At 46.4% G+C, this 26,330-nt stretch carries 21 protein-coding genes; 5 read left to right on the forward strand and 16 right to left on the reverse strand.

The window, feature by feature from the left end; genetic code table 11:
- Positions 1-137 precede the first annotated feature (137 nt).
- The 7 genes from carB to AC1HDP_RS08430 all read right to left on the reverse strand — a co-directional run bounded on the left by carB (position 138) and on the right by AC1HDP_RS08430 (position 9,168).
- Positions 138-3,356, reverse strand: a complete 3,219-nt coding sequence (carB, locus tag AC1HDP_RS08400; RefSeq protein ID WP_140933361.1) for a carbamoyl-phosphate synthase large subunit — start codon at positions 3,354-3,356, stop codon at positions 138-140.
- 24 nt (positions 3,357-3,380) lie between these two features.
- Positions 3,381-4,529 carry a glutamine-hydrolyzing carbamoyl-phosphate synthase small subunit gene (gene carA, locus AC1HDP_RS08405; RefSeq protein ID WP_479638403.1) on the reverse strand — a complete coding sequence of 383 codons (1,149 nt, stop codon included), beginning with the start codon at positions 4,527-4,529 and terminating at the stop codon, positions 3,381-3,383.
- Positions 4,530-4,707: 178 nt separating this feature from the next.
- The gene (gene dapB, locus AC1HDP_RS08410) at positions 4,708-5,523 is read right to left on the reverse strand and encodes a 4-hydroxy-tetrahydrodipicolinate reductase (RefSeq protein WP_479638404.1); all 816 of its coding nucleotides are present in this window, start codon (positions 5,521-5,523) and stop codon (positions 4,708-4,710) included.
- Between the two features lie 49 nt (positions 5,524-5,572).
- A complete protein-coding gene (locus AC1HDP_RS08415) occupies positions 5,573-6,190 on the reverse strand; it encodes a BamJ family beta-barrel-assembly machinery protein (protein WP_140933364.1) in 618 nt (205 codons plus the stop codon).
- A gap of 91 nt (positions 6,191-6,281) precedes the next feature.
- Positions 6,282-7,091, reverse strand: coding sequence for a M48 family metallopeptidase (locus AC1HDP_RS08420; protein WP_479638405.1), 810 nt, complete (start codon positions 7,089-7,091; stop codon positions 6,282-6,284).
- Positions 7,092-7,258: 167 nt separating this feature from the next.
- Complete coding sequence (locus tag AC1HDP_RS08425; protein WP_479638406.1) at positions 7,259-7,831, reverse strand: DUF6942 family protein; 573 nt, start codon at positions 7,829-7,831, stop codon at positions 7,259-7,261.
- On the reverse strand, positions 7,828-9,168 hold the full coding sequence (locus tag AC1HDP_RS08430; RefSeq protein WP_479638407.1) for a DEAD/DEAH box helicase: 1,341 nt from the start codon (positions 9,166-9,168) through the stop codon (positions 7,828-7,830). Before AC1HDP_RS08430 ends, AC1HDP_RS08425 begins: the two co-directional genes overlap by 4 nt.
- Before the next feature lie 329 nt (positions 9,169-9,497).
- Between AC1HDP_RS08430 and AC1HDP_RS08435 the strand changes: the two genes are divergently transcribed.
- The gene (locus AC1HDP_RS08435; RefSeq protein WP_479638408.1) at positions 9,498-10,607 is read left to right on the forward strand and encodes a permease; all 1,110 of its coding nucleotides are present in this window, start codon (positions 9,498-9,500) and stop codon (positions 10,605-10,607) included.
- A gap of 472 nt (positions 10,608-11,079) precedes the next feature.
- On the opposite strand, the gene dnaJ is transcribed toward AC1HDP_RS08435, so the two are convergent.
- Positions 11,080-12,213, reverse strand: a complete 1,134-nt coding sequence (gene dnaJ, locus AC1HDP_RS08440) for a molecular chaperone DnaJ (protein ID WP_479638409.1) — start codon at positions 12,211-12,213, stop codon at positions 11,080-11,082.
- Positions 12,214-12,314: 101 nt separating this feature from the next.
- Positions 12,315-14,228, reverse strand: a complete 1,914-nt coding sequence (gene dnaK / locus AC1HDP_RS08445) for a molecular chaperone DnaK (RefSeq protein WP_140933370.1) — start codon at positions 14,226-14,228, stop codon at positions 12,315-12,317.
- Between the two features lie 242 nt (positions 14,229-14,470).
- Here dnaK and AC1HDP_RS08450 point away from each other — a divergent pair, with 242 nt between their 5' ends.
- Positions 14,471-15,391 (forward strand): DMT family transporter, encoded by a 921-nt coding sequence (locus AC1HDP_RS08450; RefSeq protein ID WP_479638410.1) that lies wholly within the window; start codon positions 14,471-14,473, stop codon positions 15,389-15,391.
- Positions 15,392-15,476: 85 nt separating this feature from the next.
- Positions 15,477-15,956, forward strand: a complete 480-nt coding sequence (gene ybaK, locus AC1HDP_RS08455) for a Cys-tRNA(Pro) deacylase (protein WP_479638411.1) — start codon at positions 15,477-15,479, stop codon at positions 15,954-15,956.
- A gap of 124 nt (positions 15,957-16,080) precedes the next feature.
- Here ybaK and AC1HDP_RS08460 read toward each other — a convergent pair whose 3' ends face one another.
- The 3 genes from AC1HDP_RS08460 to AC1HDP_RS08470 all read right to left on the reverse strand — a co-directional run bounded on the left by AC1HDP_RS08460 (position 16,081) and on the right by AC1HDP_RS08470 (position 19,926).
- Positions 16,081-17,355: a glutamate-5-semialdehyde dehydrogenase gene (locus AC1HDP_RS08460; protein ID WP_479638412.1), complete on the reverse strand. Its 1,275-nt coding sequence runs from the start codon at positions 17,353-17,355 to the stop codon at positions 16,081-16,083.
- Complete coding sequence (gene proB / locus AC1HDP_RS08465) at positions 17,352-18,470, reverse strand: glutamate 5-kinase (protein WP_140933374.1); 1,119 nt, start codon at positions 18,468-18,470, stop codon at positions 17,352-17,354. The genes AC1HDP_RS08460 and proB overlap by 4 nt, the downstream gene beginning before the upstream one ends.
- 166 nt (positions 18,471-18,636) lie before the next feature.
- Positions 18,637-19,926 (reverse strand): NCS2 family permease, encoded by a 1,290-nt coding sequence (locus tag AC1HDP_RS08470; protein ID WP_140933375.1) that lies wholly within the window; start codon positions 19,924-19,926, stop codon positions 18,637-18,639.
- A gap of 1,051 nt (positions 19,927-20,977) precedes the next feature.
- On the opposite strand from AC1HDP_RS08470, the gene AC1HDP_RS08475 reads away from it, so the two are divergent.
- Both AC1HDP_RS08475 and AC1HDP_RS08480 read left to right on the forward strand, forming a co-directional pair.
- Positions 20,978-22,429 (forward strand): aminoacyl-histidine dipeptidase, encoded by a 1,452-nt coding sequence (locus AC1HDP_RS08475; RefSeq protein ID WP_479638413.1) that lies wholly within the window; start codon positions 20,978-20,980, stop codon positions 22,427-22,429.
- A 190-nt stretch (positions 22,430-22,619) separates the two neighbouring features.
- Complete coding sequence (locus AC1HDP_RS08480) at positions 22,620-23,159, forward strand: ACT domain-containing protein (protein WP_479638414.1); 540 nt, start codon at positions 22,620-22,622, stop codon at positions 23,157-23,159.
- Between the two features lie 37 nt (positions 23,160-23,196).
- Here the strand turns inward: AC1HDP_RS08480 and dinB are convergent, their stop codons facing one another.
- From dinB to AC1HDP_RS08500, 4 genes are all read right to left on the reverse strand, one after another.
- Positions 23,197-24,270: a DNA polymerase IV gene (dinB, locus tag AC1HDP_RS08485; RefSeq protein ID WP_479638415.1), complete on the reverse strand. Its 1,074-nt coding sequence runs from the start codon at positions 24,268-24,270 to the stop codon at positions 23,197-23,199.
- A 54-nt stretch (positions 24,271-24,324) separates the two neighbouring features.
- A complete protein-coding gene (bfr, locus tag AC1HDP_RS08490) occupies positions 24,325-24,804 on the reverse strand; it encodes a bacterioferritin (protein ID WP_479638416.1) in 480 nt (159 codons plus the stop codon).
- Positions 24,804-25,277: a bacterioferritin gene (bfr, locus tag AC1HDP_RS08495; RefSeq protein WP_479638417.1), complete on the reverse strand. Its 474-nt coding sequence runs from the start codon at positions 25,275-25,277 to the stop codon at positions 24,804-24,806. Before bfr (AC1HDP_RS08495) ends, bfr (AC1HDP_RS08490) begins: the two co-directional genes overlap by 1 nt.
- Before the next feature lie 75 nt (positions 25,278-25,352).
- The gene (locus tag AC1HDP_RS08500) at positions 25,353-26,303 is read right to left on the reverse strand and encodes a GGDEF domain-containing protein (RefSeq protein WP_479638418.1); all 951 of its coding nucleotides are present in this window, start codon (positions 26,301-26,303) and stop codon (positions 25,353-25,355) included.
- Positions 26,304-26,330: the final 27 nt, after the last annotated feature.

Consider the following 26,330-nt stretch of genomic DNA (forward strand, 5'->3'; position numbering starts at 1 on the left):
TGAGTAGTAATGTTCAGTATGTAGCGCATGTTTGAACTTATACTTAAACATGCGACTGACTTTAGAGCAAAAATCATAAAACATGCCCATAAAAAAGGCCGCAGTGCGACCCTTTTAGTACAACTTAAGCTTAGTGCTTATTTGATGCGCTGATGCAACTCTTGCACCGAAGTGACTTTAGAGCGGTCGTCGGCGGCGTAAGCCATACAAGTGGCAAAGGCAGCATTCATAGTGGTGGTGTATTGCACCTTATAGCGCAGGGCGCCGCCACGTAACTGACGAGAATCGGCAATGGCTTGGCGACCTTCAGTGGTATTAACTATGTAGGTATATTCACCATTCTTGATGCGGTCAAGAATGTGTGGACGACCTTCATGCACCTTGTTCACTAAGCGTGGATTAATGCCCGCTTCCCCAAGCACAACTGCGGTGCCGTGAGTTGCATCGATTTGATAACCAAGCTCAATTAACTTAGAGGCTAAGTCTACTACTCGCTTCTTATCGCTATTGCGCACTGATAATAAGGCGCGGCCAGTTTTAGGAATATCTTTAACCGAACCTAACTGCGCTTTGGCATATGCTTCTGCGAAAGTGTCCCCTACGCCCATCACTTCACCAGTTGAGCGCATTTCAGGGCCTAACAGTGGGTCAACGCCTGGGAACTTGTTAAAGGGCAGAACCACTTCTTTGACTGAGAAATACGGTGGAATAACTTCTTTAGTGAAGTTCTGCTCTTTTAATGATTTTCCAGCCATCACCCGTGCAGCAATCTTAGCTAATGGAACACCTGTAGCTTTAGAGACAAATGGCACAGTACGGGCAGCGCGCGGGTTAACTTCAATCATATAGATTTCATTATTTTTAACCGCAAACTGCACGTTCATTAAGCCCACTACCCCAAGCTCAAAGGCAAGGTTTCTCACCTGAGCGCGCATTTGGTTTTGAATGTCTTGGCTTAAGGTATATGGCGGCAGCGAACAACCTGAGTCACCTGAGTGCACCCCGGCTTGCTCAATGTGTTCCATGATGGCGCCAACCACGACATCTGTGCCATCACATACGGCATCGATATCGACTTCAATGGCATCATCTAAGAAGCGGTCTAACAAGACAGGCGATGAGTTAGAAACCTTTACTGCTTCATTAAAGTAGCGGCGTAAGTCTTGCTCGTCATACACGATTTCCATCGCGCGGCCACCCAGCACGTACGATGGGCGCACGACTAGCGGGTAGCCAATACGCTCAGCACTGATCACCGCGCCTTCTACTGTAGTCACAGTATCATTTTCAGGCTGCTTCATGCCTAAGCGCTGAATTGCCTTTTGAAAACGCTCTCTATCTTCAGCTCTATCAATAGCATCTGGGCTAGTACCAATCACAGGTACGCCAGCGGCCTCTAACGCGCGCGCTAGTTTTAACGGTGTTTGACCGCCGTATTGCACGATAACGCCTTTAGGCTGTTCAACGCGCACGATTTCCAGTACATCTTCTAAAGTGACTGGCTCAAAGTAGAGACGATCTGACGTGTCGTAATCGGTTGATACGGTTTCTGGGTTACAGTTCACCATAATGGTTTCATAACCGTCTTCGCGCAGGGCTAAGGCCGCGTGCACGCAGCAATAATCAAACTCAATACCTTGGCCAATACGGTTTGGACCGCCGCCTAACACCATGATCTTGTCGCGGTTTGATGGCGCCGCTTCACACTCTTCTTCATAAGTAGAGTACATGTAAGCGGTATCGGTTGAAAACTCTGCCGCGCAGGTATCAACGCGCTTGTACACAGGGTAAATATCAAAGCGATGACGGGTTTTACGCATTTCGCCTTCGCTAATGCCTAACAGTTCAGATAAACGCGCATCCGAGAAACCTTTGCGCTTAAACTGACGTAGGTTAGTGGCGTTTAAGCCCGCCATGCCAAGGTGTTTAACCTCATTTTCAAGCTGAATGATTTGCTCTAACTGAGCTAAGAACCAAGGGTCGATATTGGTTTGAGCAAACACTTCTTGCATGCTCATGCCAGCGCGGAACGCATCACCTATGTACCAAATGCGATCGCATCCTGGCTCTTTTAATTCATGGCGGATGCGGCTCATGGCGTCGCTATCATTTAAATCTGTGATAGGGTCTAAACCGTTACGGCCCACTTCTAAGCCGCGCAGCGCTTTTTGCAAAGACTCTTGGAAAGTACGGCCAATGGCCATGACTTCGCCCACTGACTTCATCTGTGTGGTTAATCTGTCATTAGCGCCAGCAAACTTTTCAAAGTTAAAGCGCGGCACTTTAGTCACAACATAATCAATCGCTGGCTCAAACGATGCTGGCGTCTTACCACCCGTAATATCGTTAGTCAGCTCATCTAAGGTAAAGCCTACCGCCAGCTTTGCCGCGATTTTAGCAATCGGGAAACCTGTGGCTTTGGACGCTAATGCTGATGAACGCGACACCCTAGGGTTCATTTCAATCAGCACCATACGGCCATCTTTTGGGTTAATACCAAACTGGACGTTAGAACCACCGGTTTCTACACCAATTTCACGCAGTACTGCCATCGAGGCATTACGCATTAATTGATATTCTTTATCGGTTAAGGTTTGCGCTGGCGCTACAGTAATTGAGTCACCAGTGTGTACGCCCATAGGGTCGAAGTTTTCAATGGCACAAACTATGATGCAGTTATCTTTGCTATCACGCACCACTTCCATCTCATACTCTTTCCAACCAATCAGAGATTCATCGATAAGCAGTTCTTTGGTTGGCGATAAATCTAAACCGTTCGAACAGATATCCTCAAATTCTTCCTTGTTGTAAGCGATACCACCGCCGGTGCCACCCATAGTGAATGATGGGCGAATGATACAAGGGAAGCCCACCATATCGAGAACCTTATAGGCTTCTTCCATATTGTGCGCTATGCCGGCGCGTGGGCATTCTAAACCGATAGACTTCATGGCCAAGTCAAAACGGCGTCTGTCTTCGGCTTTATCGATAGCATCGGCAGTAGCGCCAATCATTTCGACATTGAACTCTTCCAGTACACCGCGGCGCTCAAGCTCAAGGGCGCAGTTCAGTGCGGTTTGGCCACCCATGGTCGGCAAAACCGCATCAGGGCGCTCTTTGGCTATGATGTTACGCACCACTTCCCAATGGATAGGCTCGATATAAGTGGCATCAGCCATGTCAGGGTCGGTCATGATGGTGGCCGGGTTAGAGTTCACTAAAATAACTCGATAACCTTCTTCACGCAGCGCCTTACAGGCCTGCGCACCTGAGTAATCGAACTCACAGGCTTGACCGATAACAATTGGGCCTGCGCCCAAGATGAGAATACTTTTTATATCTGTACGTTTTGGCATGGCTAAATTCGGCTCCCTAATGAATTACTTGGCGTGATGACGAAATTCTTCAATCAACTCAATAAAGTGATCGAACAAAGGCGCACAATCATGCGGACCCGGACTCGCTTCAGGGTGTCCCTGGAAGCTAAAGGCTGGCTTATCAGTTAAGTGAATGCCTTGCAGCGAACCATCAAACAAGGATTTATGGGTCACCTTAATGTTGGCTGGCAAGGTGGCTTCATCCGCCGCAAAACCATGGTTTTGACTGGTGATCATCACAGTGCCTTTAACTAAATCCGCGACCGGATGGTTAGCGCCATGGTGGCCAAACTTCATTTTTTCGGTAGTCGCGCCGCTCGCTAGAGCCAACAACTGATGACCTAAACAGATACCAAACACAGGAATGTCTGTGGTTAAAATCTGCTTAATCGCACTAATGGCGTAATCACACGGGGCTGGGTCGCCAGGACCATTAGATAAGAACACGCCGTCTGGCTTCATCGCTAATACAACGTCAGCGGGCGTTTGCGCTGGCACGACTGTGACATCACATCCGCGGTCAACCAACATACGTAAGATATTTTGCTTAACACCGTAATCATAAGCGACCACTTTGTAGCGCAGTTCACTTTCTGGGGTGTCTGATGGTAAGCCCGAGGCTAAGCGCCAGCTGCCTTTACGCCATGAGTAAGTGTCTTTAGTCGTCACTTCTTTAGCTAAATCTAGACCTTTTAGCCCAGGGAAGGCTTTGGCCGCCGCCAAGGCTTTAGCAATATCGTCTTCGCCTACTAAGATGCAACCGGCTTGCGCGCCTTTTTCACGTAAAATACGGGTTAATTTGCGCGTATCTATATCAGCAATCCCAACCACATTGTTGGTTTTAAGATAGTCTGAAAGGGATTGTTGATTACGGAAGTTACTAGCAAGGAGGGGAAGATCTCTGATGATTAGACCACATGCATGAACAGCATTGGATTCGCAATCTTCATCATTAGTACCGGTATTGCCGATATGGGGATAAGTCAGGGTAACTATTTGGCGCGAATAAGAGGGGTCAGTGAGAATTTCTTGATAACCCGTCATTGAAGTATTAAAAACGACTTCACCAACTGCTATCCCATCCGCACCAATGGCTATGCCAGAAAATACGGTTCCATCTTCGAGTACAAGTAAGGCAGACTTTGTCAACATGACCTCCGAGAGACAATCCACTGAAATTATTGATTTTATGTGTTTGGATCTACCAATTTCCGCGTAAATACGAAATTTTGACAAATTCCGAGGATTATACAGCACCGCACCACGACCGTCTAGGTATTCAGCGCAGCGATTATAAAAAAACCGCCAAATTGGCGGTTTAGTATCAAATCTAGCGACTAAGCCCTAAAACTTGCTGCATATCATATTGGCCATGGCCTTGATTGTTGAGCCAAATTGCGGCCCGCATTGCCCCATTGGCAAAGGTCATGCGGCTTGATGCCTTATGAGTTATTTCTAAACGCTCGCCAATATCGGCAAACATAGCGGTATGTTCACCCACCAGATCGCCGGCGCGAATCGTGGCAAAACCTATAGTATTGCGATCACGCTCACCAGTAATGCCTTCGCGGCCATAGACGGCGCAGCTTTCCAGATCGCGCCCTAAAGTATCAGCTATCACCTCCCCCATTTTTAAGGCAGTGCCGCTTGGGGCATCTTTCTTAAATCTGTGGTGGCCTTCGATAATTTCGATATCGCAGTAATCGCCCATGACTTCTGAGGCGAGTTCCAGCAACTTAAACATCAAATTAACGCCAACTGACATGTTAGGCGCCAGCACTACTGGGGTTTGTTCAGCAAAAGCTGATATTTCTTCCTTTTGCGCACTATTAAAGCCTGTAGTACCAATAACTATGGCTTTGCCATGTTTCACACACCAATCAAGATGGCCAAGTGTCGCCTCAGGAGAAGTAAAATCAATTAACACATCAAAACTGTCCACCACAGCATCTAAACTGGCCGCAATGGTGACATCCAGTTTACCAACGCCCGCCAATTCACCAGCATCAACGCCAATGAGGGATGAGCCAGGGCGCTCAATGGCAGCACCTAAAGTAATCTGTGGATGATTAGCCGCCGCTTCAATTAAGGTGCGACCCATACGACCGGCAGCCCCGACTATGGCGATATTGATAGATTCATTCATGTTATTTCTCCTAAAAAAACGCCGGCAGCGCCGGCGTATTCACTGCGGATTAAATAATATCCAACAGTTCCACTTCAAATACTAAAGCAGAGTAAGGCGGGATAGCCGCGCCAGCGCCACGCTCGCCATAAGCCAGGTTTTGTGGCACGAACAGCTTCCACTTAGAACCAGCAGGCATTAATTGCAGGGCTTCAGTCCAACCAGCGATTACGCCAGATACTGGGAATTCAGCAGGTTGACCACGAGTCACTGAGCTATCAAACACGTCACCATTGGTGAAAGTACCATGGTAGTGAGTGCGAACTGTGCTGTCTAAGCTTGGCTTTTCGCCAGTGCCTTCAGTGATGATTTCGTATTGCAGACCAGAATCAGTCACAAATACGCCTTCACGCTTAGCGTTTTCAGCTAAGAAAGCTTCGCCTGCAGCAGATGCAGCTTCAGCAGCTTGCTCTTGAGCCAGCTGTAAACGACGGCTAATTTCGGTAAAGGCAACTTGCAAGTCTTCCATAGCAACTTGGCTATCTTTATCTTCAAATGCGTCAGCAAGACCGGCTTGAACTGCAGCGATATCGATACCTTCGAATGGATTGGCGGCTAACTGCTCGCCCATTTGACGACCTACGCCGTAACTAGCTTGTTGTTCTACAGTGGTAAATTGTTGAGACATAACCAAACTCTCTGTCTGTGAGTGAAAAAATCGGCCGATGATAACACATGCCTAGCAAGAATTCTTGCCAGTAATATTCAGATCATTTATCTCATCGGCATTGAAGTGGATTTTTAGCTAATGCTTGCTGATATTCGCCCTGCCATCTTGGCTGCAGCGCTTGTAAATCAGTAATGCGGTTGTCTGCTGATGGATGCGTTGATAGCAACTCAAGGGGCTGCGAAGCGCTGATTTTGTCCATCTTTTGCCATAAGGTTACGGCCGCTTGCGGGTTAAAACCGGCTTGCGCCATGAGTGCCATGCCAAGGGTATCGGCTTCTGTTTCTTGGGCGCGGCTAAAGGGCAAAGTTAAACCAAGCTCTGTGCCCATATCTAACGCCGCCATGACTAAGTCACGGTTTTCAACCTCAGCCACATCTAACACTAAATTGGCGACATTAAGCCCGAGCCCCTTCATTTCGCCGCGAGAGACTTGCTCATTACCGTGGCGCGATAACACGTGGGCAATTTCATGGGCGAGCACAGCCGCTAGCTCATCTTGGGTGTTCGCAAGCTTAAGCATGCCATCATAAATACCGATATAACCGCCTGGCAGTGCAAACGCATTAGCTTCATGCGACTTAAATACTTGTACCTGCCACTGCCTATTGGTATCAAGCGGCGTGACTAAGCGCGTGACTAAGCAATTAACATAAGCATTCACGCTGGCATTACGGTTTTGCGGTAACTGGGCGCGCATTTGCTCAAATCTTTGCTGGCCTTGCGCCGCCATATCTTGCTCAGAAAACAGCAGTACTTGTTTACGCCCAGTGGGCGACTGGGTATAAGCATCGCAACCCGTGAGCGCCAACAAGGTCAATAAACTTATCATCAAGGGGCGATATGCCCGAAAGACTGCCATTTACTCCTCCATCAACCATGCTAAACAATGCGAAAAGCCAAGGCACCTTAATGAGTACGTGCCGATACACCTAGCGTGTAAATATGTAAGCAAGGCTTAACTTAGATATGGGGATGACAGCGTCTTAACCCAAGTCTTGCAATCAAAAACTTATAAATGCTTAAACTCTATGCCAGCAAGCTATCTATGAGTTCCGCAAGCCGAGCTAATTTAACATTAGTGAGTTGGCGATAATCAAAATACGGGCACACAAGCAGGCGCTGCGCCCTATCAATGGCAAATTCATGATCAAGCCAATCAAGCTCAGCCGTTATCAGCCCGTTGGCAATTAACTGCTTAGCATAAGTGCGCCCCATGATGATATGCACTGAGTTAGTACTTAACTCTGGCTCATTGAGCAACGCGCCCAGCGATAATGACGTAACATCCATGGGCGCGCTAAAAAGTAGTGCGGTATCACTGCCAGCTTGCAGCAAAGCTTGATCGCGATAATCTTGCCAGCAGTGATAGTTATGCCGCTCACGGCTAACATCATATTTGATAGCAAACATCAGTTTGGCATAGACACTAAACACCTTGCGCCAGCCATTACCGCACGCGCCCGCTATGGCAGCGATTTCACCTGTCACTAAAGGCTGGACACAATTAAGCTGTTCTAGCCCCATAAACTGCGGACGGTTTTCAATATAAACTTTTAATAAGGCCTTGGGTTCACCAAGACCTTGCTGGTTTGGGCTCATTTTTTACCTTTAGTGGATTTAAATTGGCTCATACCGGTTTTAGCCATAGTGCGACGATTGGCCTGCTTATCGCGCGGCGCCCGCTTACTAGTCCCTGTTGCCACAGTATCTGTGACTGCAAAGCCTTCTAAGGCCAATAAAGGTAACGCCCGCTGGGTTAAGGCTCTAATCGCATCTAGCGCAGGAGCATCGGCATGACACACTAATGAAATAGCCTGCCCAGTTAGACCCGCGCGCCCAGTGCGGCCACATCGATGAACATAAACTGGCGCATGCTGAGGTAAATCCAGATTAATCACCACGGGTAACCCTTCCAGATGAATACCGCGCGCTAATAAATCTGTGGCCACCAGCACAGCTATCTTACCGGCTTTAAATGCCGCTAAGGTTTGGTTGCGCACTTCTTGGGTTTGTTTACCATGAAGTGCCGCCGCATTAATGCCAGCCTTATTAAGCTTTTTAGCAAAGGCTTCCACATCATCGCGGGCGCTAATAAATACCAAGGCTTGTGGCCATTGATGCTTAACTAATAACGCCTCAAGCGCCTTAGCTTTGCTGCCTTTATTAACTAGATATAAGGTTTCTGCAATCTCAGCTACCACAGCATTAGTGGTGTGCGCTGTGATGCGCTGCGCTTGCTTCTTTAACAGCTGTGACAATAGTGACTCTAAGCCACTTGGCAAAGTGGCTGAAAACAATAAGGTTTGACGTTCAAGCGGAATAAATTCCAGCAATTGCTGTATGTCTGGCCAAAACCCCATTTCTAATAATCTATCGGCCTCGTCCAGTACTAAATGGCTTAGCTGCTGCAGCTGCAAACCATCACAGCTTAATTCGCCCTGCTTTAATAACTCAAGTAAACGCCCAGGAGTGGCCACTATTAACTGCGGCTTGGCTGCGAGCGCTGCCAATTGCTTTTCAATATCAACCCCGCCGCACAAAGTCGCAATCTCAATTTCTAGCGCTTGGGCTATGGGCAATAAGGCTTCTGTGACCTGAGCTGCTAGCTCGCGCGTTGGCACCACGATTAAACTTTGAACGGCTGATTCATCAAGCGGGGCATCAAGCGCGGTATCAGCGTCAGAGCGCTTATTCTTTATTTGAGAGTTGGTTTGATAAATGGCTTGCAGCACAGGCAAACCAAAGGCCAAGGTTTTACCGCTACCGGTTTGCGCCAACGCCAACACATCTTGCTGAGTTAAAATGACAGGAATGGCTAATTGCTGCACCTTAGTTGGCTGCGTCATTGCCGCAGGAAGCGCTGCTATGATGGCAGCATCGACTCCAAGCTGTGAAAAGGTAAATGAATTAAGGGAACAAAGCTCTGCAGTCGTCATAGCAACACCGGATAAAAACATGGGTGCGGAAGTTTACTCAGAGTCACCCCCGAATACCAATTTAGTTTGGCTTATTCCTTTGGCCTTTTAAGCCATCAATGGTTACTGCCGAGTTCAACCCCTTCTAGTTCGCCAATCAATTCTAACGGGCGCAGCATAACGATTGTCTCAGTGCGCCAAGAACTTACGCCTATCTCCATACGGATTGATATATTGCACGCAATTTTACTCCACACTTATTTCGGCAAAAACAGAAACATTTATTGCTAATGGAACGAGAAAAAAACTATTATTCCGGAAACTTAGAAATAAACTAATCTAGAGGTCCCATGAGTCCTGAAATTATTGCCATGGCAAAAGAAACGGCGAGCATGTTTGCCTTTTTGACCGTTGAGTTAACCTTGTTATTTCTGGCCATCAGCTATCTGGTTGGCGTTATTCAAGAATATATCAGCCCAGCCAAGGTCCAAGCAATATTAAGCTCGCGCAATGGCAAAGGCTATGTGATCGCCGCCTTACTTGGGGCTATTACCCCGTTTTGCTCTTGCTCCACCATCCCATTCTTAAAGGGCCTACTGCGAGCCCGCGCGGGTTTTGGCCCTATGATGGTGTTTTTATTGGCAAGTCCCTTGCTTAACCCGATTATTATCGGCTTATTTGTGGTCACCTTTGGCGTTAAAGTGGCATTATTCTACTTTGCCATAGCCATGGGGGTGTCTGTCATTGCAGGCTATGCACTTGAAAAGTTAGGCTTTGAGCGCTACGTGCGAAAAGAAGCTTACTCGCAGTCAGACGCAGCTTTATGCTGTGACACTCAAGCAGTGATAACTCCTTGCTGCGAAGTAGAAGCAAAAGCGGCGCCTAAGACAAATGAACCTATTGGCGCTGCCAATACAGCTGCAAGCAACTCATGTTGTACGCCCAAACCTGCAGCAATAGCGCCTGCAAACAGTTCATGCTGCGAAAGCACTCCAGCCGTTGTCGCGACTGCAGGTTGCACGAGCCAAACGCCGAAAATCGCTGAGTTAAGCCGCTGGATGCGAGTGTGGAATACAACCTGGAAGGATTTTAAACAAGTACTGCCTTACCTGTTTGTGGGTATTTTATTGGGTTCAATGATCTACGGTTTTATTCCAACTGACTTAATAGTGCAATACGCCAGTGAAGCCAAATGGTATGCCATTCCAGTGGCCGCCATCATAGGTATTCCACTGTACCTGCGCGCCGAAGCCGTTATTCCGTTAAGCGCCGCGTTAGTGCAAAAAGGCATGGCAATGGGGTCTGTCATGGCGTTAATTATTGGGAGTGCTGGTGCGAGTTTGACTGAAGTTATCTTGCTAAAAGCTATCTTTAAAAATCAGATGATTATTACTTTCTTGGCGGTAATTTTAAGCATGGCGATGGCTGCTGGTTACCTCTATAGCCATGTCTTTAGCTAACCTAATATTTTAGCGAATCTGTTATTTTACAATCTGCTGCGTTTTACTTGTCCTTGGCACTTATACGCTTAAGTTGAGTGCCAACCTTCCTATATTTACCCATTTCCAACTCTCTTTAACCCAGAATTACCCCTTCTTTTATTGATAACAATTAACCATAACACTTAATAAATAGCGCTTATTTATCGGATTTACATCAAAGGCTCGGGGATGCTTCAGTGGAGCCCACAAAGAATGTACTTACGGCGTGTCGAGAAATCGACAACATATTAGTCTGCGACTGGTGATAACTGAAAAATCGTGACATAAATTCAAAAGCTAATTGGCAGCAGCCCATCAAATAGCAAAGTATTTTCAAGACAAGCAAATCATCCCCCTCCGTTTGAAAAAATTACCGACCATTGGCTTAATTCAAGCCAATAAAAAACCCCGCTAGGGTGACCTGCGGGGTTGTAGTTAACGCATCTAGATCTTAGCTATTTAAGTCCTGAAAGAACTTCTTCACGCCATCAAAAAAGCCTTCGGCTTTCGGGCTGTGCTTGCGTGATTCACCGTTTAATGAGGCTTCAAACTCGCGTAACAGCTCTTTTTGTTTATCGCTCAGGCTCACTGGCGTTTCAACCACTACCTTACACAATAAATCACCGATAGCATGGCTACGAACTGATTTAACCCCTTTACCGCGCAAACGGAACATACGGCCGGTTTGCGTTTCAGTTGGGATCTTAAGGCTTACTTTACCGTCTAACGTTGGCACTTGAACTTCACCGCCCAAGGCTGCCTTGCTGAAGGAAATAGGCACTTCACAGTACAAGTTATTACCATCGCGCACGAAAATTGGATGCTCGCGCACTGATACTTGAACGTATAAGTCGCCAGATGCCGCGCCAAATTCGCCAGCTTCACCTTCGCCAGCTAAACGAATGCGATCGCCAGTATCAACCCCAGCAGGGATTTTAACGGATAAGGTCTTAGTTTTTTCAACTCGGCCTTCACCATGACACTTAGAGCAAGGATCTTTAATTATCTTGCCACGGCCATGGCAGGTTGGACACGCTTGATTAACGGCGAAGAAGCCTTGGCGCATTTGCACTTGGCCAGCACCGTGACATGTGCCACAAGTGGTTGGGCTAGTGCCTTTTTTAGCACCTGTGCCGTCACAGACATCACAACCCGCTAAGGTTGGAATACGCAGTTCGCGGGTTAAGCCACGAACCGCTTCTTCTAAAGATAATTCGAGGTTGTAACGAAGGTCGGAACCACGAGCCGCTTGACGCTGACCACCGCCACGACGACCACCGCCAAAAATATCACCGAACACATCACCGAAAATATCACCGAAATCGCCGCCGCCATTAAAGCCACCACCGCCGCGGTTAGGATCGACACCAGCATGACCAAACTGGTCATAAGCTGCTTTCTTGTCAGCGTCGGTTAAGATCTCGTAGGCTTCTTTAACTTCTTTAAAGTTGGCCTCGGCGTCTTTGTCATCTGGATTGCGATCCGGGTGATACTTCATCGCCAGGCGCTTATAGGCCTTCTTGATTTCGCGTTCGCTGGCATCTCTGCCGACGCTTAATACTTCGTAATAATCACGCTTTGACATATTCTTTGCTTTCTCTGCGCTTAACTTAGCTTTGCGGGCGTTAGAGTGACCTCATAACGCCCGCCGGGAAACAATAAGCAGGCACTTATGTGCCTAAGTTATTATTTCTTATCGTCTTTAACTTCTTCAAACTCAGCATCAACTACATCGTCGCTTGCCGCTTTGCTGTTGTCAGCTTGAGCTTCGCCTTGTGAAGATTGTGCTTTAGCTTGAGCAATTTCCATCAGTTTGGCAGAAGCTTCCATCAGCGCTTGAGAGTCTTTATCAATCGCTTCTTTGTCACTACCTTTGATGCTGATTTCCAGTGCCGCAATGGCAGCGTCAATCTTAGCTTTGTCATCGGCGCCCAGTGCATCACCCGCTTCAGTCACTTGCTTCTTGGTGGCATGAACCAGACCGTCAGCTTGGTTACGAGCTTGAACCAGCTCTTCAAACTTCTTGTCTTCATCAGCGTGAGCTTCAGCGTCACGTACCATTTGTGCTACTTCTTCATCAGACAGACCAGAAGAGGCTTTGATGGTGATGTCTTGTGATTTACCAGTTTTCTTGTCTTTAGCAGACACGTGCAGAATACCGTCAGAGTCGATATCGAAAGTCACTTCAATTTGTGGCGTGCCACGTTGAGCGGGCTCAATACCTTCTAAGTTGAACTGACCCAGTGACTTGTTAGCTTGGGCTTGCTTACGCTCACCTTGCAGTACGTGAATAGTCACGGCACTTTGGTTGTCATCAGCAGTAGAGAAAGTCTGCTGCGCCTTAGTTGGAATAGTGGTGTTCTTCTCAATCAGCTTAGTCATCACGCTGCCCATGGTTTCAATACCCAGAGACAGTGGAGTCACGTCCAGCAGCAGTACGTCAGTAACGTCACCAGCCAGTACGCCCGCTTGAATCGCAGCGCCAACAGCTACCGCTTCGTCAGGGTTCACGTCTTTACGTGGCTCTTTACCGAAGAAGTTAGTTACGGCTTCTTGTACTTTTGGCATACGGGTTTGACCGCCAACCAAAATCACTTCATTGATGTCAGAGATAGATAAGTCAGCATCGGCCAGAGCAACTTTCAGAGGCTCTAAAGTGCGCTGAATTAAGTCTTCAACCAGTGACTCTAACTTAGCACGAGTGATCTTAACCACTAAGTGCTTAGGACCAGTAGCATCAGCAGTGATGTATGGCAGGTTAACTTCGGTGTGGTTAGCGCTAGATAATTCAATCTTAGCTTTTTCAGCGGCTTCTTTCAGACGTTGCATGGCTAATGGGTCGTTACGCAGATCCATGCCTTGCTCTTTCTTGAACTCGTCAGCCAGATACTTGATTAAACGATTGTCGAAGTCTTCACCACCTAAGTGGGTGTCGCCGTTGGTAGCCAACACTTCAAATGTCTGGTCGCCATCGTTGTTATCAATTTCGATGATAGAAATATCGAAAGTACCGCCACCTAAGTCGTATACAGCAACAACGTTGTCGCCTTGCTTCTTATCGATACCGTAGGCTAATGCCGCAGCAGTAGGCTCGTTGATAATACGCTTAACTTCCAAACCGGCGATACGGCCAGCATCTTTAGTCGCTTGACGCTGTGAATCATTGAAATAAGCAGGAACAGTAATAACCGCTTCAGTCACTGGCTCGCCCAGGAAATCTTCAGCAGTTTTCTTCATTTTCTTCAGGATTTCAGCAGAAACCTGTGGTGGAGCCATTTTCTTACCGCGGCTTTCTACCCAAGCATCGCCATTATCAGCAGCGATGATTTTGTAAGGCATGATGCTTACATCACGCTGAACTTCGTCATCAGAAAAACGACGACCAATCAGACGCTTGATAGCGAAGAAAGTATTAGCTGGGTTGGTCACGGCTTGACGCTTAGCTGGAGAGCCCACTAATGTTTCTTCATCAGTGAATGCGATGATAGAAGAGGTAGTGCGTTCGCCTTCAGCATTCTCAATCACGCGAGCTTTGCCACCTTCAAGAACGGCTACACAAGAGTTAGTTGTACCTAAGTCGATACCAATAATTTTACCCATGGGGGATCTCCAAAAACTCAAACTATTATTTGTGACGATTAAATCTGAAGGAGAAAATAGCCGCTCACTTCAAGGTTCAACCTCTGTTAACTGATATATTGGGATAGCATTTTAAAAAACAAGGGCAGGTTTAAAAATTTTTATCTAATTTAACGAAGAACGGGTGCCAATGGGTATAATGCAGCCACATTTAGCCTTGAGCTAGCGCGAATGCGGCTCAATTGTTTGTGAAAGGACTCCGTGTGAAGCCCCATCATCTTGCTTATTGTTTTGGTCTCGCCGCCATCTTACTGTGGTCAACGGTCGCCACCGCTTTTAAAATCGCCCTGGGATTTTTTACCCCGCTGCAATTAGTATTTGTGGCCACTGTCACCTCCATTGTGACCTTAGGCGCACTGGTGGTAGTGCAAGGCAAGCGCCATCTCATTGCTCGGCAATTTATGCGCAGCCCGTGGCTTTACCTGCAAACCGGCTTACTCAATCCCTTTTTATATTATTTAGTGTTATTTAAAGCCTATGACTTACTGCCCGCGCAGCAAGCCTTAGCGCTCAATTATACCTGGGCGATTTTACTGCCACTATTAGCCGTACCGTTACTTGGGCAAACGCTACGAAAAAGCGATTTAATTGCAGCCGTGACCGCTTATATTGGCGTAGTGATTATTGCTACCGGCGGCGAGTGGGCAGGTTTACAGTTTGAGCAACCTGTTGGCGTGTTACTGGCACTCGCCAGCACAGTATTGTGGTGTTTGTATTGGATAGTAAATACCAAAGATACGGGTGACGCCGTCGTTAGCTTGTTATTAAGCTTTTGTATTAGTCTGCCTTTTATTAGCTTAGCGTTAGCACTGACGCAGCCACTGCCAAGCTTCTCACTTGAAGCGTTAGCGGCGGGTATTTATGTGGGCTTATTTGAAATGGGCATCACCTTTGTGTTGTGGCTATTAGCGTTAAAGAATGCCAAAAGCGCGTCACAACTCAGCACCTTAGTATTTTTAACGCCGCTCTTATCTATGGCGTTAATTGCACTCATTCTTAAAGAGCAAATAGTGACTGCCACTTTTGTCGGCATGGGATTTATCTTAAGCGCCCTCGCCTTACAGCAACTACTGCCTAAGCTGTTGGTTAAAATAAGCCGTAAGCAGGCACAAGTTAAACGCTGACAAAAAGTTTTAAGCCACTGTGAATCATTTTAAAGCCGCGAGCTAACACGCTCGCGCGCCTGTCACAACTTAACAAGGTGGAACTATGACACCCGCAACTGTCGCCGCAAAAAAAGCTAAACTCGCGTTTAATTTGCATGAGTATCATCACGATAAAGATGTCCACGACTTTGGTAATGAAGTTACTGAAAAATTAGGGCTCGACCCGCATCAAGTCTTTAAAACTTTAATGGTGGCGGAATCGGCCACCGGCGCACCCGTCGCTGTCGCCTTAGTGCCTGTGAGCCAGCAATTAAACTTAAAATCCTTGGCCAAAACCTTAGGGCTTAAGAAGCTTAATATGGCATCTATTAGCGAAGCGCAAAAAAGTTCGGGTTATTTAGTGGGCGGCATTAGCGCCTTAGGCCAAAAAAAGCAGCTGAAAACTGTGATTGATGCATCGGCGGCAAGCTTTGACATCATTTATATCAGTGCTGGCAAGCGTGGCCTACAAATGTCACTCAATGCCAATGAATTAGCGAAAGCGCTGCGAGCCCAGTTTGCGGCCATCGCCACCGCCGAATAATGCCGATTACTGATTACTGATTACTGATTACTGATTAAAACGCTAACAACAAAAAGGTCGCCGCGGCGACCTTTTTTGATGCTATGGGTAACAGCTAAACTTATCAGCCATTGGCTGCTTAAGCTTAAGTCCGCGCCGTGTAATCACCTAAAGCGACCCACTTAAAGGTGGTTAAGGCTTCAAGTCCCATCGGGCCTCTGGCATGCAACTTCTGGGTAGATACCGCAACCTCAGCACCTAAACCAAATTGCGCGCCATCGGTGAAACGAGTGCTGGCGTTAACATACACAGCCGCAGAATCCACTTGATTCACAAATTGCTCGGCGCTTGCAATATTATCGGTGAGAATCGCTTCAGAATGGCCACTAGAATAACGGCGAATATGAGCCACAGCCTCATCTAAATCAGCCACCACTTTAATGCCCAAGGTCAAAGATAACCATTCAGTGGCAAAGCTGTCATCCGTCGCCGCTTGCATATCTAAACTGGCAGTTTTAGTGATGGCTAGGGTCTGCTCGCAGCCATAAAAGCGTACGCCATGCGGCTGTAATTGCTGGCATAAGCTTGGTAGCACTTCATTTGCAACCGCTTGATGCACTAGCAAGGTATCTAAGGCATTACATACGGTTGGGCGCTGCACTTTAGCATTAATCACCACAGGGGCGATTTTGCTTAAGTTAGCATCTTTATCCACCAGCATGTGGCAAATACCTATGCCGCCTAAGATCACCGGAATAGTGGCTTGCTCAGCACATAAGCGCTGCAATTTATGCCCGCCGCGCGGCACTATCATATCCACATATTTATCTAACTTAAGTAGACCGCTTACTAGTTCTCTATCTGGAGAATCAATCAACTGCACCGCATTGGCGCTGATCCCTTGCGACACTAATGCTGAGCGAATAGCAGCGGCTAAGGCCAAGTTAGATAAACGCGTTTCTTTACCGCCGCGTAAAATTACGGCGTTCCCTGTCTTTAAACCAAGGCTTGCAATATCCACAGTCACATTAGGGCGTGCTTCATAGATAACCCCTATCACCCCAAGTGGCACGCGGCGACGGCTTAAACGCATACCATTATCTAAGCGCTTGCTATCGATATCGCTGCCCACTGGGTCGGCTAATGAAATCACATTACTAATGTCGCTAATTACGCCATCAAGGCGCGCGTCATCGAGCAGTAATCTGTCAATCATGGCATCATTAAGGCCTTGGGCGCGGGCGGCTGCCACATCTTTCGCATTTTCAGCCAGAATAGTGGCTTTAGCAGCGCTTAGAGACGTAGCTATGGCTTGCAACAATTGATTCTTTTGAGGGCTACTTAGACCTGCGAGTTCAAAACTTGCCAGTTTGGCCTGCTGACCTAACTGCTCTAAATAGGCTTGTTTGTCGATTGTCATAACACCACCATATCGTTTCTATGAACTACGGCATCACCATAGTCGTAACCCAATAAAGACTCGATTTTATCTGAATGATGACCGGCGATGCAGGTCATTGCATGGGCATCATAACGGCTTAAGCCGCGAGCGACTTCGCGCCCGGCTTGGTTGACTAGCAGTACGGTGTCACCGCGCACAAAATCACCGTCAACTTGAGTAATGCCTTTAGACAGTAAGCTGCGACCTTTAGCAACCACGGCATTCACCGCACCGTCATCAAGCATGAGTTGGCCATTGGCCTTATGGCCGGCCAAAATCCACTGTTTACGGCTTTCAAGCGGGTGTTCAATGGCGCTAAAGTGAGTACCCACGGCTTGCTTACATACCAGCTTTTTAATGACATCAACTTGATGGCCTGGCGCAATCACAACTTCAATACCGGCGCGGCGCGCAATATCCGCCGCTTCCAATTTAGTCGCCATGCCACCTGTGCCAAGACCTGAGACTGAGCCACCCGCTAATTGTCGCAGGCTATCGTCTATGGTGTTCACTTGGCAAATTAACTTAGCATCAGGATTAGTTCTTGGGTCAGCATCAAACAAACCTTGCTGATCGGTCAGCAAAATCAGTAAATCAGCATCACACAACAAGGCCGCGCGCGCTGATAAATTGTCATTGTCGCCGACTTTGATTTCATTGGTTGCAACCGCATCATTCTCGTTAATGATAGGAATAATGCCGTTAGCTAATAAGGCGTTAAGGGTGTCGCGGGCATTAAGATAACGCTCACGATCATGTAAGTCGGCTTGGGTCAGCAGTAATTGACCCACGTTAAATCCATAAATACTGAATAATTGTGACCAAGCTAAGATGAGCTGGCTTTGACCAACGGCCGCCAATAACTGTTTACTGGCCATGGTATCGGGCAAAGGGGGATGCTTGAGATGCTCGCGCCCTGCGGCTATGGCGCCAGAAGTGCACAATACAACTTCAACGCCGGCTTTCATAAGATGAGACATTTGACGAGCAAGCTCTGCCATCTGCGCTTTATCAAGACTGCGGCTACCAGAGGTTAGTACACTGGTGCCCAATTTTACCACCACGCGGCGGTATGCAATTTCACTGGTATTCATGAGATTTAAGCTTAACAGCCAAAAGCTTTCTTATACCCAATCCCCGCGGAAATTGGTAGCTATCAGCCGATTATCAAGTGAAAATATCTAAGATTGCGGATTAATTCATCTTAATCCGCAATTTCAAACCGTAATTAAGGCATTTTTTAGTGAATAACTGCGGGCATTAGCCCCAGATAAATTTCGCTAAAAACATTAACGCCAGCGCGCTAACACCAATATTTAAGTCGCGCACTCGCCCGCTTAACAGCTTAACTGCGCCATAAGTAATGAAACCTAAGGCAATACCAGTGGCGATTGAGTAAGTTAATGGCATTAAGATACAAACAACTACCACAGGCGCCGCTTCGGTTAAGTCATCCCATTCCACATTCACCAGGCCTGACATCATTAAAATGGCCACATAAAACAGTGTGCCGGCAGTAGCATAAGCTGGCACCATACCAGCCAGTGGCGATATAAATAACGACAGTAAAAATAAGATGCCAACCACGACTGCGGTTAAGCCTGTGCGCCCACCAGCACTGACACCAGCAGTACTTTCAATATAACTCGTGGTGGTTGAGGTGCCTAAGGCCGCGCCTGCTATGGTCGCTGTGCTGTCAGCTAATAAGGCGCGATTTAAGCGCGGTAAACGCCCTTTGTCATCCATAAAGCCGCCGCGCTGGGCAACCGCCACTAAGGTGCCTGAGGTGTCAAACAAATCAACAAACAAGAAAGCAAACACGATTGAAATCATAGAGATTTCAAGAACGCCGGCGATATCCATTTGCATGAACGTTGGTGCCACCGATGGCGGCAAAGACACTAGGCCTTGATACTCAATGCCACCGAATAATACCCCTAAGGCAGTCACAGCTAAAATGCTGATGATGACCGCAGCTTTAACGCCGCGCTGCACTAAGGCAATGATTAAGAAGAAACCTAACGCAGCCATCACAGCACTGAATGACGTAATATCACCCATAGTCACTAAGGTGGCTGGATTGCTCACCACTATGCCAGCATTTTGTAAGGCGATTAACGCCAAAAACAAGCCAATACCCGCAGCAATGCCGATGCGCAGTGACATTGGAATGGAGTTAATAATCCATTCGCGAATACGCATTAATGACAGTGCCATAAAACATATGCCTGACATGAAAACTGCGCCGAGCGCCGTTTCCCAGCTATAACCCATTTCACCTACCACTGTGTAAGTGAAAAAAGCATTCAAACCCATGCCTGGGGCTAAGGCTATTGGATAATTGGCAATTAAGCCCATGACGATACAACCAATCGCCGCAGCCACGCAGGTGGCCACAAACACGGCGCCTTGATCCATGCCCGCGCCGGCTAAGATCATAGGGTTGACGAAAATAATATACGCCATGGTTAAAAAGGTAGTAACGCCTGCGATCACTTCTTGTTTAAGGGTGGTGTTATTGGCTGACAGCTTAAATAATTTTTCTAACATGGAACAAGGTTCCTTGATGGTATCAAAAGGTGGGAGAGTGCCAAAAATGTGAATAGACACTTACATCTAAGGGCGCTAATTATAAGGGGCAACCCCAGGTCAAACCAGCCAAGTTACACGGTTTTGGAGAAACACTTTGTTCGGGGAGCAAAACAGCCACAGCTTATTAGCAATTTGGAAGCAAGTTAAAAAAATCCCAAAAAAAAGCCTACTCAAACGAGTAGGCAAAAAACAGTTCAAGTATTCCTAGAAGGGAATGAATATGAAATAGAACAACATCTATTTACATATAGGTAATGCGATGGTCACTCGCCATTACTTGAATCTGGAACACATCCAAATGGACGTAACAAAGGTTAATGGTCAAACATTACTTAATTTCACAGCAAGCTGTGAGGGCAAGTGGCCCGATTAAACCATGGCGTAAATACCGCCACGCAGAACCGCAGGGTTAAACCAAGTGTTCTGCCAATAAATATTGTGCATAGGTTGATAAATCATGGTACTGCTCTCCTAACAAAGTTGTGAAAAAAATACTCTAGATGAAGCTTGGCTCGGTTCCCTGGAACTAGAGGTTCTCATATCCTTGGAGACAACTTGTCACTCGGTTCCTTGGAGAATTATCCATCCTGGATGACTAGAGGGGGTTGAGGGCCTAACAGGTCTCTTCTCAACCAACGAAGGTAATTATACGCTTTGGTAATTTTATTACAACATACTGGGCTAAATATTGTTCCTTTTAATTGTATTGTAATTTTATTACCAGAACTAGGAGTTAGAACAGATAATCGCCACCAGTCAAACGCAAACTTAAGTCGTTGTTTAATAAGTAAAAGTATAAAATGTATCCCATGTAATTTAAAAACAACACCATTCACTGTATTCCATTAAGGAGCCTTGCAAGCTACAAATACCGGCAAGATGAACAAGTATTACCTTGAGTGTTATCGGCCATTACCTGTGATATTCGGCTTGTGATACACTCCATGACTTATCTCGATTGCTGAGCCTATAGCAATCCACTTTTATTCGTCTTTCAGGGAGTGTGCCTGTGACCGCTATCAGTCAGTTATCCCCTCAGCCTTTATGGCAGTGGTTTGAACAAATTTGCGCGATTCCTCACCCGTCTAAATATGAGCACGCGCTAAGCCAACACATTCAAGCTTGGGCAAAAGCTAAAGGTCTAGCTCTTAAAGAAGATGCTGTCGGTAACCTCATCATCAAAAAGCCTGCCACCCCTGGCATGGAGAACCGTAAAATCGTTGTTCTGCAAGCGCATATCGATATGGTGCCGCAGAAAAATGACGACACAACTCATGATTTCACTACCGATGCAATTCAAGCTTATGTCGATGGTGACTGGGTAAAAGCTAAAGGCACCACCCTAGGCGCTGACAATGGCATAGGCATGGCTTCTGCATTAGCGATTTTAGGAGCGGATGATATTGCCCACGGCCCATTAGAAGTGCTACTGACCATAGATGAAGAAGCTGGCATGACTGGCGCCTTTGGTTTGGAAGCGGGTTTATTAGATGCCGACATTCTGATCAACACAGATTCAGAGCAAGAAGGCGAAATCTACATGGGTTGCGCTGGCGGTGTGGATGCTAGCATTACTCTGCCACTTGAATGGCAAGCGCCAACGGCAACCCAGGCGTTTGAATTAAAACTGACTGGCTTAAAAGGTGGCCACTCTGGGGTCAATATTCATTTAGGCCGCGGTAATGCCAACAAGTTGTTAGCACGCTTTTTAATGGGGCATGGCCAAGCGCTGCAATTAGCTAACTTTAGTGGCGGCACCCTGCGTAACGCCATTCCACGTGAAGCTAAATGTCAGCTAGTGATTAACCAAGCCGATTTAGCTGAATTTAGCCAAGCCATGGATAGCTTCCAAGGGATTATTCGTGATGAGTTAGCCATTGCTGATCCTGCCGTTTGCTTGAGCCTGACGCCAATCGCCATGCCTAGCCAAGTATTAACCTTGGCCACACAGCAGCAATTTATTCGTTTAATGCACGCTTGCCCTAACGGTGTTGAGCGCATGAGCGATGAAATTGTTGGCGTAACTGAAACCTCATTAAACCTTGGGGTAGTGAGCCTTGATCAGCAGCAAGCTACTTTGTTGTGCTTAATTCGCTCATTAATCGACTCAGGTCGCAGTGAAGTTGAAGGTCGTTTACAGGCATTAGCCGAGTTAGCGGGCGCTAAGTTAGCCTTAAATGGCGCTTACCCTGGTTGGAAACCTGATAATAGCTCACCTGTGATGGCCATAGTGCGCGATACCTATCAGGCGATTTATCATAAAGAGCCAACCATTATGGTGATCCACGCAGGTCTTGAGTGTGGCTTATTTAAGAAGCCTTATCCAGACATGGATATGGTATCCATTGGCCCTACCATTCGCTTCCCACACAGCCCTGATGAAATGGTCAATATCACCACTGTGGGTCAATATTGGCAATTATTGCTAGCCGTATTAGAAGCTATTCCAGCCAAAGATTAATGCGATAAGCGTTATGTTATTCCAAAAGGCCCAAATGATAATTTGGGCCTTTTTGTTGGAAGTAAACAATAAGTTGCTGTTAGGATTATTAGTCGCAGAGCATGCGCTAGCACACAATTTCACCCAGAATATCTAGCTATGATGAGTTAACGATTTAACCCTACCGATGCTTTCATCAATGACGAGGTAAATGATGCAACAAACATTAATCACTAATGTGCAAGGCAAAATAGCTGCCAATACCTTGACCGAACTTGCCAAAGTCAGCCGCCAAGCAGGAGCCCACTGGCTAACCTGCAAGCTTATCCAACTCGATGGCCAATTTAGCGCTCTGATTAAACTAGAAATAGACACTGAAAAATTGTTAACGCTGCAACAGGCATTATCCCAAGCCATGCCGCAATTAATCTTTCAATACCATGAGATAGCAGCAGTGCCAGCACCGCATACCATCACTAAATTCTTAACCTTAGATTGCTTAGATAGACAAGGGCTCACCCACGACATTCAGCATTTATTGATGGATATTGATGCGCAAATTGATGAGTTTGAGCATAGCCGCATGATGGTCAGCTCAATCGGCGAAACTGTATACCGCGCCAATATTCGCGTGCGTTTAGTGGAAGATATGTCTAATGATGAGTTAACCCGCGCCATTGAAAATATCTCACACGGCATGCGAGTTACCGTTGAACCACTGCTGCATAGCTATGGAGCAAGCCATCAATGACAGCGCAGACTTAACACTCGTTAGCAATTAAAGATCATTAAAAAGATAAGCCAAGATCTAACTGCAATGACGCATCGACTTGGCTTATGGCTTTCTCACCTAAACCCACGGCGATCCCAACTAAGCGAATACCGCGCCCATGGCTACGCACTAGCGCTTGCTCTAACAATTGATAAAACAGCTTAACCGACAATTGATCTTGCCTGTGCTCAATCGTGGTTTGCTTAAAATCGCTAAATTTAAGTTTGACCACTTGCTTAGCTATCACCCGCCCATCAGCGCTCGCCTGAATGCGTCTATCTAATTCTGGAATTAACTTAGCTAACACTTGCTGGCATTGAGCTAAGGTCAAAATATCTTGACCTAGGGTAGTTTCGACCCCAACCGATTTTCTTATTCTATCTGGGCTCACGTCGCGCTCATCAATACCGTGGGCACGTTGATACAAACTTTGGCCAAACTTACCAAATTGATGCACTAACTTGTGTTTGTCATAGGCTTGAATATCAGCGCAAGTCACTAACCCCAATTGCTCCAATTTTTGCGCCGTGACTTTACCGACCCCAGGGATTTTAGTGAGCACCAATGGCTTTATAAAAGAATCCACTTGTTCTGGGCGAATGACGTATTGGCCATTAGGTTTGTTTAAATCTGAGGCCACTTTAGCGAGAAACTTAAGCGGCGCAATGCCGGCGGATGCCGTAAGCCCTGTTTGCTCAAAAACTTCTTGGCGAATGGCCGCTGCGATTAATGTTGCGCTGCCATGACAGTAATGGCTATCGCTCACATCTAAATAAGCTTCATCGAGGGATAAGGGTTCGACTTTATCTGTGTATTTTAAAAAAATAGCGCGGATTTGCTCTGATACTTGCTTATACACGGCCATTCGACCTGGCACTAAAATTAACGCTGGGCACAAACGCAGCGCATAAGCCGATGCCATGGCCGAACGGACCCCAAATACTCGGGCTTGATAATTACAGGTACTGATCACGCCGCGCCTATCTTTATTCCCGCCAACGGCTATAGGCTTGCCTTGTAATTCTGGATTGTCCCGCATCTCAACGGCAGCATAAAAACAATCCATATCTATGTGTATAATTTTGCGCATGGCTCATCTAACATCGTTCTACTGCCATCACGATACTGTATAAGTAAACAGTGTTCAAGTCGCGCTGCGGATTTGCGATTGTAAGTAGTTTTCTAAACCAACCTTAGCAATCAAACCTAACTGCTGTTCTAGCCAATGCATGTGATCGGCTTCAGTTTCTTCCAAAAGCCAGACTAACAACTCCCGAGTCGGGTAATCCTGCAATTGCTCACACAGCTGTATTCCTGCTCGTAAATCAGTGGCAACCTGACATTCGTAGGCTAAATCATTGGCTAACATTTGCTGACAATCAGCACCAATCGCGAAACCGTTCCGAACAGCGACATTAGGCTTGCCCTCTAGAAACAAAATTCGCTCAATCAATTTAGAGGCGTGTTGACGCTCATCCAGTGACTCATGCTCTATGCGTTGATGCAGAGCATCTAAGCCCCAGTCTTGATACATGCGAGCATGGACAAAATACTGATCCATGGCTGACAACTCATTAGCTAGTAAGCGATTAAGCAGATCCAGTATTGCTTGTTGGCCTTTCATTAATCATCTCCCATTTGCGATTGCAAATAATTAGCCAATCCCAGTTGTTGCTGCAAACTAGTTTGAGTTTCAAGCCAATCGAGGTGCTGCTCTTCATCTTCCAAAATGTTAGCTAATATGGTTCGAGTCACATAATCTTGTAACTGCTCACATAAAGCGATAGCCGCCCGTAAAGACACTAGCTGCGACTCGACCATAGCCTCATCGCTCTTTAGCATTTCTTGCGGATGCTCACCGATATTGATTTTATCTAGTCGTTGTAAGTTAGGTAGGCCCTCAAGAAACAAGATGCGCTCAATCAATAAGTCTGCATGTTTCATATCTTGAATGGATTTATGGTATTCACTGTCATTAAGGCATTTTAAACCCCAATTTTTGAACATTCTGGCGTGTAAAAAATATTGGTTAATGGCCGTCAATTCGGCCGTAAGTTGGGCATTTAATGCCTGAAGTATCTGAGTTTGTCCTTTCACACTTTCTCCAGCAGCAATTTATCGACACGCTTAAGCATATACAGCGACCTTGCAAACCACAAATAGGCAAACTAATCAGAACAACTCGATATCATCAGGGTAAATGGTGGCAGCAATTTTGCTATCTCGAATGAGATCGCCAAAAAAGCAATAGTTATCACGGCCATGTTCTTTAACGTAATACAAGGCTTTATCAGCATCAGCGACTAATTGATTAGGATTGGTCGCTTCAGTTATTTGCGAAATACCAATAGATATTGAAAATGTCGGCAATTTATCGTTACGCAAACCATGGACATTAGCTTTAAAGCGCCGAAACAGGGCATCGGCATCTTGCTTAGTGCGCGGTGATAACAAGACTACAAACTCATCGCCACCAAAGCGAAATAATACATCAGTCTCAGCAAAGGTAGTCATCATCACATTAGACAATTGCAGTAGGATTTCATCGCCATAAAGGTGGCCCAAAGAATCATTAATCATTTTAAAATGATCGATATCGAAAATAGCTAACCAAGGAAAGACAGGTTGTAACTCACAAGGCTCTAAGGTTTTAGCCTGCTCAATCATTTTTTCGATGTTGGATATATAGGCTTTTTTATTTAGCAATGAGGTTAAAGAGTCCGACTCACTCTCATGCACTAATCCTAAGAAGTTTTCATAAATGCGGGCAAAACCATTGAGTAAGTATTGCTGGGTTAAGCCTAACGATGATGACACCACGTACAACACATGACTGACATTTTGATTGGAAAAAATCGGAATAGCGACCGCAATCCCTAAGGCATCATCCACTAACAATTGCCGCTCTTGCTGACAACTTTTCACCAAAGCATGCCATTGCCACTTAGGCGTTTCACCTTTATATGCCAATATTCTATCGGTGCGCACGTCTATGATGGCCGCCCATTCAGCATTTAAGGTTTGGGCGACAGTATTGACTAACGATGTTGCCAGCGGAATTATTTGACGTTGTTGAGTCAACTCTATGACAGAATTGAGGATAAATTGCGGCTGGCCTGCCATTGCGTCTCCATGACTTTATTTCCATTA

This window comes from Shewanella sp. ISS20, from assembly GCF_056522965.1.

What these genes read in the sequence shown, in the direction of transcription:
- bfr (WP_479638416.1), bottom strand. Translation starts at nt 24,804, where the DNA reads ATGAAAGGCCAACAAGCAATACTGGATCTGCTTAATCGCTTACTAGCT.
- dnaJ (WP_479638409.1), bottom strand. Translation starts at nt 12,213, where the DNA reads ATGTCAAAGCGTGATTATTACGAAGTATTAAGCGTCGGCAGAGATGCC.
- AC1HDP_RS08480 (WP_479638414.1), top strand. Translation starts at nt 22,620, where the DNA reads ATGATGCAACAAACATTAATCACTAATGTGCAAGGCAAAATAGCTGCC.
- carA (WP_479638403.1), bottom strand. Translation starts at nt 4,529, where the DNA reads ATGTTGACAAAGTCTGCCTTACTTGTACTCGAAGATGGAACCGTATTT.
- proB (WP_140933374.1), bottom strand. Translation starts at nt 18,470, where the DNA reads ATGAATACCAGTGAAATTGCATACCGCCGCGTGGTGGTAAAATTGGGC.
- AC1HDP_RS08425 (WP_479638406.1), bottom strand. Translation starts at nt 7,831, where the DNA reads ATGAGCCCAAACCAGCAAGGTCTTGGTGAACCCAAGGCCTTATTAAAA.
- AC1HDP_RS08435 (WP_479638408.1), top strand. Translation starts at nt 9,498, where the DNA reads ATGAGTCCTGAAATTATTGCCATGGCAAAAGAAACGGCGAGCATGTTT.
- AC1HDP_RS08420 (WP_479638405.1), bottom strand. Translation starts at nt 7,091, where the DNA reads ATGGCAGTCTTTCGGGCATATCGCCCCTTGATGATAAGTTTATTGACC.
- AC1HDP_RS08415 (WP_140933364.1), bottom strand. Translation starts at nt 6,190, where the DNA reads ATGTCTCAACAATTTACCACTGTAGAACAACAAGCTAGTTACGGCGTA.
- ybaK (WP_479638411.1), top strand. Translation starts at nt 15,477, where the DNA reads ATGACACCCGCAACTGTCGCCGCAAAAAAAGCTAAACTCGCGTTTAAT.
- AC1HDP_RS08470 (WP_140933375.1), bottom strand. Translation starts at nt 19,926, where the DNA reads ATGTTAGAAAAATTATTTAAGCTGTCAGCCAATAACACCACCCTTAAA.
- AC1HDP_RS08500 (WP_479638418.1), bottom strand. Translation starts at nt 26,303, where the DNA reads ATGGCAGGCCAGCCGCAATTTATCCTCAATTCTGTCATAGAGTTGACT.
- dinB (WP_479638415.1), bottom strand. Translation starts at nt 24,270, where the DNA reads ATGCGCAAAATTATACACATAGATATGGATTGTTTTTATGCTGCCGTT.
- AC1HDP_RS08460 (WP_479638412.1), bottom strand. Translation starts at nt 17,355, where the DNA reads ATGACAATCGACAAACAAGCCTATTTAGAGCAGTTAGGTCAGCAGGCC.
- dnaK (WP_140933370.1), bottom strand. Translation starts at nt 14,228, where the DNA reads ATGGGTAAAATTATTGGTATCGACTTAGGTACAACTAACTCTTGTGTA.
- AC1HDP_RS08430 (WP_479638407.1), bottom strand. Translation starts at nt 9,168, where the DNA reads ATGACGACTGCAGAGCTTTGTTCCCTTAATTCATTTACCTTTTCACAG.
- dapB (WP_479638404.1), bottom strand. Translation starts at nt 5,523, where the DNA reads ATGAATGAATCTATCAATATCGCCATAGTCGGGGCTGCCGGTCGTATG.
- carB (WP_140933361.1), bottom strand. Translation starts at nt 3,356, where the DNA reads ATGCCAAAACGTACAGATATAAAAAGTATTCTCATCTTGGGCGCAGGC.